The organism is Paraburkholderia sp. (assembly GCF_035656215.1).
Classification (GTDB): domain Bacteria; phylum Pseudomonadota; class Gammaproteobacteria; order Burkholderiales; family Burkholderiaceae; genus Paraburkholderia.
This window is the reverse complement of sequence record NZ_DASRSY010000413.1, coordinates 1-8,619: the sequence shown is the minus strand read 5'-3', so window position 1 is coordinate 8,619 and position 8,619 is coordinate 1. Positions and strand designations below refer to the sequence as shown.

Annotated in this window: 10 protein-coding genes and 2 pseudogenes; 4 read left to right on the top strand and 8 right to left on the bottom strand. The window is 63.0% G+C overall.

The window, feature by feature from the left end; translation table 11 throughout:
* Positions 1-345 precede the first annotated feature (345 nt).
* On the top strand, positions 346-711 hold the full coding sequence (locus VFE81_RS24155; RefSeq protein ID WP_325046994.1) for a BON domain-containing protein: 366 nt from the start codon (positions 346-348) through the stop codon (positions 709-711).
* Between the two features lie 185 nt (positions 712-896).
* Here the strand turns inward: VFE81_RS24155 and VFE81_RS24150 are convergent, their stop codons facing one another.
* The 6 genes from VFE81_RS24150 to VFE81_RS24125 form a co-directional block, all read right to left on the bottom strand.
* Entirely contained in the window at positions 897-1,112 is a 216-nt protein-coding gene (locus VFE81_RS24150; protein ID WP_325046993.1) for a hypothetical protein, read from the bottom strand.
* A 24-nt stretch (positions 1,113-1,136) separates the two neighbouring features.
* Positions 1,137-2,285, bottom strand: coding sequence for a DUF1501 domain-containing protein (locus VFE81_RS24145; RefSeq protein ID WP_325046992.1), 1,149 nt, complete (start codon positions 2,283-2,285; stop codon positions 1,137-1,139).
* A 5-nt stretch (positions 2,286-2,290) separates the two neighbouring features.
* Positions 2,291-3,832 (bottom strand): DUF1800 domain-containing protein, encoded by a 1,542-nt coding sequence (locus VFE81_RS24140; RefSeq protein WP_325046991.1) that lies wholly within the window; start codon positions 3,830-3,832, stop codon positions 2,291-2,293.
* 74 nt (positions 3,833-3,906) lie between these two features.
* Complete coding sequence (locus tag VFE81_RS24135) at positions 3,907-4,440, bottom strand: periplasmic heavy metal sensor (RefSeq protein WP_325046990.1); 534 nt, start codon at positions 4,438-4,440, stop codon at positions 3,907-3,909.
* Positions 4,437-4,856 carry a hypothetical protein gene (locus VFE81_RS24130; RefSeq protein WP_325046989.1) on the bottom strand — a complete coding sequence of 140 codons (420 nt, stop codon included), beginning with the start codon at positions 4,854-4,856 and terminating at the stop codon, positions 4,437-4,439. Before VFE81_RS24130 ends, VFE81_RS24135 begins: the two co-directional genes overlap by 4 nt.
* Positions 4,853-5,428 carry an RNA polymerase sigma factor gene (locus VFE81_RS24125; RefSeq protein WP_325046988.1) on the bottom strand — a complete coding sequence of 192 codons (576 nt, stop codon included), beginning with the start codon at positions 5,426-5,428 and terminating at the stop codon, positions 4,853-4,855. Before VFE81_RS24125 ends, VFE81_RS24130 begins: the two co-directional genes overlap by 4 nt.
* 374 nt (positions 5,429-5,802) lie before the next feature.
* Here VFE81_RS24125 and VFE81_RS24120 point away from each other — a divergent pair.
* Positions 5,803-6,159: pseudogene (locus VFE81_RS24120) on the top strand (alkaline phosphatase family protein); the annotation flags it as partial.
* A 102-nt stretch (positions 6,160-6,261) separates the two neighbouring features.
* Positions 6,262-6,948 (top strand): HAD family phosphatase, encoded by a 687-nt coding sequence (locus VFE81_RS24115; RefSeq protein WP_325046987.1) that lies wholly within the window; start codon positions 6,262-6,264, stop codon positions 6,946-6,948.
* A gap of 32 nt (positions 6,949-6,980) precedes the next feature.
* On the opposite strand, the pseudogene VFE81_RS24110 reads toward VFE81_RS24115, so the two are convergent.
* Positions 6,981-7,217 (bottom strand): annotated as a pseudogene (locus VFE81_RS24110) (carboxymuconolactone decarboxylase family protein); the annotation flags it as partial.
* A 258-nt stretch (positions 7,218-7,475) separates the two neighbouring features.
* On the opposite strand from VFE81_RS24110, the gene VFE81_RS24105 reads away from it, so the two are divergent.
* Positions 7,476-7,724 (top strand): hypothetical protein, encoded by a 249-nt coding sequence (locus VFE81_RS24105; RefSeq protein ID WP_325046986.1) that lies wholly within the window; start codon positions 7,476-7,478, stop codon positions 7,722-7,724.
* 98 nt (positions 7,725-7,822) lie between these two features.
* On the opposite strand, the gene VFE81_RS24100 is transcribed toward VFE81_RS24105, so the two are convergent.
* On the bottom strand, positions 7,823-8,619 hold a 797-nt coding region (locus VFE81_RS24100; protein WP_422662213.1), incomplete at its 5' end, for a CysS/YqeB C-terminal domain-containing protein.

The following is an 8,619-nucleotide window of genomic DNA, read 5'->3' as shown; positions in this document are numbered from 1 at the left end:
CTGACTGAGCACGTAGCTGAAGGTCAATGCCCACAGGCCGTAATCGATCGACGATGCTGGGGCAACCGTGCGTGGTTCGTGGAGTTGCTGCTGTACGCCGTCAGACATCTGCGGTGCGCCTTTGATGGTCGAAGCCGCCATGATAGGCGAATCGTGCAATGGGCGGCCGGGTCAGTTTTTTCAACACTGGCGCGCTTGCTGGAGTATTGTTTAAGCGCGCCGGGAGCTTCACAACGTCACTCTTCTACAAGACAGGGAGCTCCATGCGGGCGTCGCGATGCTCGCAAGCGCGTATTTTTTTGCATGCAACGATGCGAAATCAACTTTTCGAGGAATGGAGAAAACGTGAAAACAGTCAATCTATTGAAGGCACTCGGTATCGCATTGTGTGTGGCGACTGCGTCCAGTGCCTATGCCCAGTCGAGCGACGCAATGGCCTCGGGCACCATGGCAGCGCCGGCTACGAATACGAAGGCGATGAAGAGCACGGACCGCAAGTTGGGGCTGACCGTACGCAAGGCTTTGGCGAAAACACAGGGTTTTGATGTGTCGAACGTGTTCGTCCGGGCCCGCGGCGGCGCGGTGACCTTGACTGGATCGGTGCCCGATGGTGCGCAGATTCCGCAAGCGGAGGAAGTGGCGAAGGGTGTTGCCGGCGTAACGTCGGTGAACAACAAGCTGACGCTCGGCACGCAAGGCGGTGGGGGTTAATCGCGCCGGCGATTGATGGAACAACGCAGTTTGCGATGGGTAGCGCCGCGAGAGCCAATCTGCGGCGGTACCTATCGCCCTCATGTTGTCCTGGTATTTGAAACGCTCACCCAGGCGCGTCTGCCCGCAATCAACGTATTACATCCCCATTTCGTAACCAACCGATAGCACGCACGGCGCCGCGATCAACCTGCCCAGTGTCCCGGCACCCACGCCCAATGATTGCCTTCCCAGCGATAGTGGCCCTTCACCCAGTGATAGCCCGGCGCCGGCGCGACCGGCACCACCTCGACGAGCGGCGCAGGCTGGGGCGGCCGTGCCGGTTCAACGACGCATGCTGACAATACTGCGGCACACAGACCTGCAAGCGATACGGCACAGATAGTCGATCTGATTTTCATTTGTTCTCCCTGGTGATAATTCGGTTATGCATGCACGAAGCCTGTCACCGGGCGCATTCCCGCGGTCTGGCCAAACAGCGTGCTGGCCGTGCGTTGCGGATCGAGTCCGAGGCTTTCGCTCGCGACACCGGCAATCAAGGCGTCCAGCGACATGGTCGGTTTGAGGTCACGCGCTTCGTAAAGGTCGCCCGGTTTCAGGCCGGGCCAGTCGGCGAGCACGCGTCCGCCCGCCACCGAACCGCCCAGCACCATCGCCACCGAGCCGGTGCCATGGTCGGTGCCTCCCGTGCCATTGGCAGCGGCGGTTCTGCCGAACTCGGTGGCCACCACCACGGTCGTCTTGTTCCACAACGGGCCCATGCCGTCACGCAACGCCGCCAGCATTGCGTCGAGCGCTTTCAACTGATTGGCGAGACGCGCGTTCTGCGCGGTATGCGTGTCCCAGCCGCCGGTTTCAATCATCGCGATGCGCGGACCGTCGTCGCGTGACAGAAAGCCGGCGGCGAGCTTGCCGAGGCTCGCCGGGTCCTGACGCGCACCGGCGTCGCCCGCAAGCCCACGCGCGGTCATTGCCGACTCCCAAAGCGGCCGCAATTGCGCATCCTGGTCGTACAGTTGCGCGACCCGCATCAGCAGATCGTCAGGAGCCTGCGGCAATCCCGAGGGCGCATACGACGTCACCGCGGCGTTGCCGCGCAGCGCCATCGGCACAGTTGGCGCGAAGGCGATCGCGTTCTCGCGCGTGGTGGGCATCGAGGCGACGAGCCGGTTCAACCAGCCGTCCTTCATCTGATACGGCGACGTGCCGCCGGTCTCCAGCACGTTCTGCCCGTCGAAGTGCGAGCGGTCACGATATGGCGATGCCACCGCATGAACGAACAGCGCCTGATGGTCCGCATACATTGCGGCGGTCTGCATGAGCGATGGATGCAGCGCGAAGGTTCCGTCGAGCCGGGTCGCTTTGGATGTGTCGATTGCAAGCGCACCGCGCAGTGTCGCGTAGGCGGGCTCGGCATACGGTACGACGATGTTCAGGCCGTCGGCCGCGCCGCGCTGGATCACGAACACGAAACGGCGATCGGTGGCGACGCTGGCAAAAGCGATCTGCGGAGACACGAGAATCGCGCCCGCGCCCGCAGCGGCGATACTCAGAAATTTGCGGCGTGAAAACATGGCGTTCATCTCCGTTGAAAATCCGGCGAGACCAGCAGCAGCGCAATCGCCGTCGACGCGCTTTCTGCACGCGACACAGCCGCAGCCGTCGGCGCACTGAGCGAACCGGCGAGCAAAGTCTGGCCGAGCGCGCGCGCATCGAGCCGGTCGCCGACGCGCGACGCGAAGCGCTGCGCCACTTCGACCCGGCGCACGAGCGCATCGGGCGCCGCCCAACTCGCTGCGATGTCGTCGTAGCCCGCGGGCGAGCCCGGGCGCCATACCGGCTGACCGAGTTGCGTCAGAATGGGCGCGGTCTGCATGTTGCTGAGGTCCTGCCAGCCGAGCCCGCGCATCGAAGAAATGGTCCATTCCCACGGCGTCTTGAACTTCACGGCAACCGGCGACCACGCTTGCGGCATATCGAGCAACGTCCGGTACACGGTCGGCAGATCGCCGCCGCTGCGCGCGAACGCGTTCGCGAGCCGCTCGCTCACGTCCAGCGGCGGATTGTCCGCGACGAAGTGACGGGCGAGCTTGCCGCCGATGTGCTGTGCCGTCGCTGGCGCGCTGGCGAGGTCGTGCAGGACCGCCAGCGCCTGCTCTTCTCCTGGCTGGTCATAGCGGCGGCCCATGATAGTTCTCGAGCCCGGCTCGTGCAGCGCGGTGCGAAACACGAAGGTGCCCGGCGCGGCGTTCGGCGGTATACCCTGCCGAAGCGGGTTGCCCGGATTGTTCGGATTGCCAGGGTTGGCGACCAGACTCCAGCCGGTCAGCGCGCGGGCGAATTCGGTGACGTCGTCCTGGTTATAGCCGCTGCGCACGCCAAGCGTGTGCAGCTCCATGATTTCGCGCGCCAGATTTTCATTCAGACCACGCTTGACGTCAGGATTGCGCTGCGCGGCGCGCATGGCCGCCATGCTGTCCGGTCCGACCGAGCGCGTCTGATCGAGAAACAACTGCATGGCCGGATGACGTTCCACTGCAACCAGCATGTCTTCGAAACGGCCGAGCACGTGCGGGCGGATCGCTTCCGCTTCGAACGAACCGGCCAGTGCCGCGACGCCGGGTTTTTCCGTGGATACCGCGAAGTGATTCGCCCAGAAATGAACCAGCCGTTCGATGAAGGGTGTCTGCGTAGTCAATGCACTGGCGACCCGCGCGTTCACCGAAGAACGGTACATGTCGAGGACTTCACCGCGCAGCGCTTTTCGTTCGGCTTGCTTAGCAGTCTGGGCGGTGGTTCCTGTTGTGCTTTGCCCGATGGCTTGCGCATTGGTTTGTGCATTGGCTTGCACATTCGCCTGATTGGCGCTCGCGCCTTCGCTGGCGTTCTGCTGATTCTGCCGGTTTAGCTGATTCAGTTGCATGCGCTGCTGTGCCAGCTCCGTGGACAGCACCACCGAATCAGGCTGACTTGCCCATGCGGCAGGCCGCGGCTGATACTGCTCGAACTGCGCGAGCAGCCATCCCTTCGGGTCGGCAGGCGGCGTGTCGTCGGCACGGGCACCCAGGCCGAAGCGATTCAATGCAATCGCCGCGGCATTCATGTTCGGTGAGGTAGCCATACCGTCCTCTTCGGCGTTGGATATTTCTTTAAACGGCCGCCACGATGAAATCCGTCGCGCCCGCTCAGAATTTTTTATTCGCCAGAAGCTTCACTCGAAGCGTCACTCGCAGCCGGCTTCGGCGCCTTCTTCGCATTGCCGGCCGGCTGCGGCTCACGCCATTGGCCGCGCAGCTTCAGGCTGTCGGCGAATTCGACGCGTTCTTCGGGCGACAGCGTTGCCGCAAAATTCGCCACACTGCCTTCCACTTGCGCACGCAAGCTGCTGTCGGCCTCACGCGTGCGGGCCAACGCTGCGTCCAGCGCCGCACGATCGAACTGCGGCGCGGCGAGCAGACGCAATACGTCGTGGCGCCCTTCACGCCCCTCGCGGGCAAACTCGTTGCCCTCGCGGCGCGCATGCTTCAAGCCGTCGATAAAGGCCTTCTGACGCTCGGCCGACAGCGTTTCAGCGGCGAAGCGCAGTGCCATGCGCTGCTGCGCCAGCACGGGCGTCATCGCACCGTGCGCCGTGAACCATTGATAAGCACCACCGGCAATCGCGCCCAGCAGAAACACGTTGAGCACCAGCGAAGCCACCAGCACGATTTTCCATGACCGGCCGTTCATTCGCCGCTCCAATCGGCGGACGACCCACCGAAACTCGAAGTTAAATAAGAGGACTCATGCACTTGCGGAACCGTCCCCGTCAACACGAAGAACGACACCGCAAAAGCGCCGGCTACGCCACCGAGCAGTCCAACACCGGCCACCGCCGCGCCCGACCACCACAAGCGCCGGCGCGGCGCGGCCGGCTGCCGCACTGGTGCGCTGCCGATAATGCGCTGCTGCAACGCCGCGCCCGGCGGATCGACCTTATCGGCCGCCAGCAACGCGTCGATGCCGGCCGCGTCCGCCAGCACCGCATCGGCCTCGACACGATGCGCCGCGGCCCAGGCCTCTGCCGCTGCGCGTTCCTGTTGCGGCCAGCGGCGCGGATCGGCGCCGTAGGCTTCGACGATCTGATGGAATCTTTCGGGCGTCATGACTTGTCCTTGCTAAGGCCGCTGCCGGCCAGTTGGGCGCGCAGATTGCGGCGCGCACGTGCCAGCAGACTTTCCAGCGCATCGACCGTGATGCCCATCAGGGCGGCAGCGTCGATGTTCGACATCTCCTGGTAGTAATTGAGCACCAGCGCCTCGCGCTGCCGTGCCGGTAATGCGGCGAGCGCCTCGCGCACGCGCTCGTCCTGGGCGCGCGCTTCGAGGGTGGCGTCGGGCAATGCGGCGGGGTCGATCTCGTCGGGCATGTCGTCGTATGGGACTTCGCGGCGGCCGCGCAAGCGGTCATAGCAAAGATTGAGTGCGATGCGATGCACCCACGTATCGACCTTCGCCTCGCCTTCCCGCCAGCGCGAAGCCTGTTTCCAGATCCGCACGAAGACCTCCTGCGCCACGTCTTCCGCTTCCATGCGATCTCCCAGCATGCGCGTGGCGAGCGCGAGCAGACGCGGCAACTTGCGCGCGACGAGCGAGCGGACGGCGGCCGGGTCTTGCCGGGCAACCGCCGCCAGCAGTTCCGCATCGGGATCGCGTTCGCTCAAGGCATGCGGCTCCACATCATGTTGCTTTCTCCCACAAGAGTTGAAGCCATAGACAACCCCGTTTCTTCTTGAACGCAGCAGCCGGATAAATCCGTCGCTTTGATTGGCATGAACGAGAAATGCGCCGATGCGTGCTGGTCGTAGCCAACCAAACGGCCTTCACACTGCAGGCAAACGAAAGCATAACGACAGCAAACGTTACTCAAATGAATGGCGACCGATAGGCAGCGTAATGTTCGCGCCCTCAAATCTTAATCAGCGGGTGTTTCAATGCGCGCAGTTTCTTGCGGTAAGACCACTAGCTGTATTTCTAACAATATCCCCAGCGAACATCCACACGTGCATCACTGGAAACGCTGAACGGCGAAGTCGAATCTGGAGCCAGTCACATGTTCCGTAGAACCCTCTTACCCATCCCGTTTGCTGCGATGCTTGCGCTCGCAGCTTGCGGAAACAATAGTGTCAGCTCGACGGCGTCAGCGCCGGCGACTGCATCGACACCGGTAGCAACAGTGTCGGCGCAGGACGCGGTCACGACGACCACGCCGATCAAACACGTGGTGGTGATCTTCGGCGAGAACGTCTCGTTCGACCACTACTTCGCGACCTACCCGCAAGCCAGCAACCCGGTTGGCGAGCCGCAATTCACGGCAGCCGCAGGCACGCCGGCGGTTAACAACCTCAGCAGCAACAACCTGATCACCGCGAACCCGAACGCGCTCGCGACCTCGCCGAAGCTTCAGGGTCCTGATCGCCAGCAGGGGCCGGTCACATAGCCTTTGTGCAGCGTCGCGCGAGCCGGTGAGGTATCCTTGCCGGTTCCGCGACCTCTATCCGTACCCTGCCCGATGTCCGATTTCCCTTTCGACGCCGTACTCTTCGACTGCGACGGCGTGCTCGTCGACTCCGAACCCATTACCAACCGCGTGCTAACCGAGATGCTCGGCGAGTTGGGCTGGCAATTGACCGTTGAAGAAGCAATGCGTATTTTTGTCGGCAAGGCCGTCAAGGATGAAGCCGCACTCATCGAAGCACGCACCGGTTTCGCGATTACGACGGATTGGCTCATGCAGTTTCGCGCGCGCCGTAATGAAGCGCTCGATCGCGAGTTGATGGCGATTGACGGCGCAGCGTCAGCAGTGCGCGCGCTGTACGCGACACTCGACGCACGCATCGCTGTCGCGTCGGGCGCCGATCGCATCAAAGTGGAATTGCAACTGGCGAAGGCGGGTATTCTCGACTGCTTCGAAGGGCGCATCTTCAGCGGCCACGAAACACCGCGCAACAAGCCCTATCCCGATGTCTATCTCGCCGCCGCCGCGGGGGTGGGCGTGGAACCGCAACGCTGCGCTGTGGTGGACGATACCGTCACGGGCGTGACGGCAGGCGTAGCCGCCGGCGCCACGGTGTTTGGTTATTGTCCGAAAGAACTGAGCCACAGCAGCGCCACTGCCTTGCATGGCGCGGGCGCGGTTCACGTCTTCCGGGACATGGCCGAATTGCCCGCGTTGCTCGCCGGATGGCGTGGCGTGTAAGGCTGAAGCGCACGCGCCGTTACTCGACGACGTTACTCGAACGCAGGATCGATCGGTACGCGATATCCCACCGCGAGGCGGTTAGTCTCGTTCGCCATGCCGACCACCGCCAGCAGCTCGCCGAACATTTCGTCGGTCATACCGGCGCGGCGGGCCGCAGCCGTATGGCTCGCGACGCAGTAACCGCAGTTGTTCGTCACGCTCACTGCGACGTAAAGCAATTCCTTGATCAGCGGATCGAGCGCACCCGGCGCCATCACGTCCTTCAGACGCGAGTGGCGCGGGCTTGCCTATTGTGCCCAGAATTTCGGTAGACCAAGGGCATGCTCGCAACGAGCGTAACTGTTGGCAGCACACCGACATCCTGGCGTCGGCAAGTCGGTCCATCTCAACCACCTTGCGCCCGCCAGATCAGCGGATGTGGACGGCATGCCGCTTTGCGGCGGATGGCATGGTGTGTGCAATGGGACCAATGAGCGCGGCGATACCCGGGCTCACTGTCAATCCAACTTTGCCGGAGATCCGCCATGAAAGCGCTAGTCCTCAAAGATCTGCCCCGCGTCGATGAACTCGACCCGTCCGCGTCGCGGTCCGTACGCGGCGGCATCGCCTGCCTCACCCGAGAAGCACCGCCTGCTTGCCCCGGCGGGATGATGCCGCCAGTTGTCATTCGGCGCGGCTGGGAGTGTCCACCGATTCATTGGGACTATGGACCATTCCATTTGCCATACGGCAAGCCGCCTTCGCACTCCGAACCGGTGGTGGTGCCGCTTTAGGCCGCGAACACGGAAGACGTGGCACCGGAACAGCAAACCTGCTCTATTGCGTGGCGGCGCATGGGAATAGTCAACGCCGCCACGCCCGGATATCGCCACTACGCCTTATCCAGCGGACGCAGTACCTGCCCACTCGCGCTGTCTTCGACATGCCAGCCCTCGGCTCTTAAGCGGTCACGCAGACGGTCGGCCTCGTTCCAGTCTTTAGCCGCGCGGGCCTTTTCACGCTCATCGGCGAGAAGCGCGATATCCGCGGGAACCTGTACCGCGTCCTCCTTCCATTCGACGAGCCGTAACCCGAGCACCGCATCGAAACAATCGACCGTTGCTCGCCGCGTCGCTGCCGGCAGATCGCTTCTGACCACTTCCCACAACACAGCGAGCGCACGTGGCAGATTCAGATCCTGATCGACCTCAGCCTTGAAACGGGCGACAAAATTCACATCGGGCGCACCGCCGTCTGGCCACTGCACATAGGCTCTACGCACACGGTCCAACGCGGATTGCGCAGCGTCCAGCGCGCCCGTGTTGAAACGCAAACTGCTCCGGTAATGCGCGCTCAGGCATAAGTAGCGATACGCCAGCGGATCAATGCCGCGCTCGATCAACGTCTGCAAGCGCACGAAGTCGCCGCCCGACTTCGACATCTTGCCCGCATCCAGCGTGAGGAAATGTCCGTGCATCCAGAAATTCGCAAGGCGGGTTCCGTGACGTGCCTGGGTCTGCGCAATTTCATTGCTGTGATGTACGGCGATGTGATCCTCTCCACCGCAATGAATGTCGAACCATGGGCTTAGATATTTAGCGGACATCGCCGAGCATTCGATATGCCAACCGGGAAAGCCTCGTCCCCATGGGCTATCCCACTCCATTTGCCGCGTGGTGTCCGGCGGAC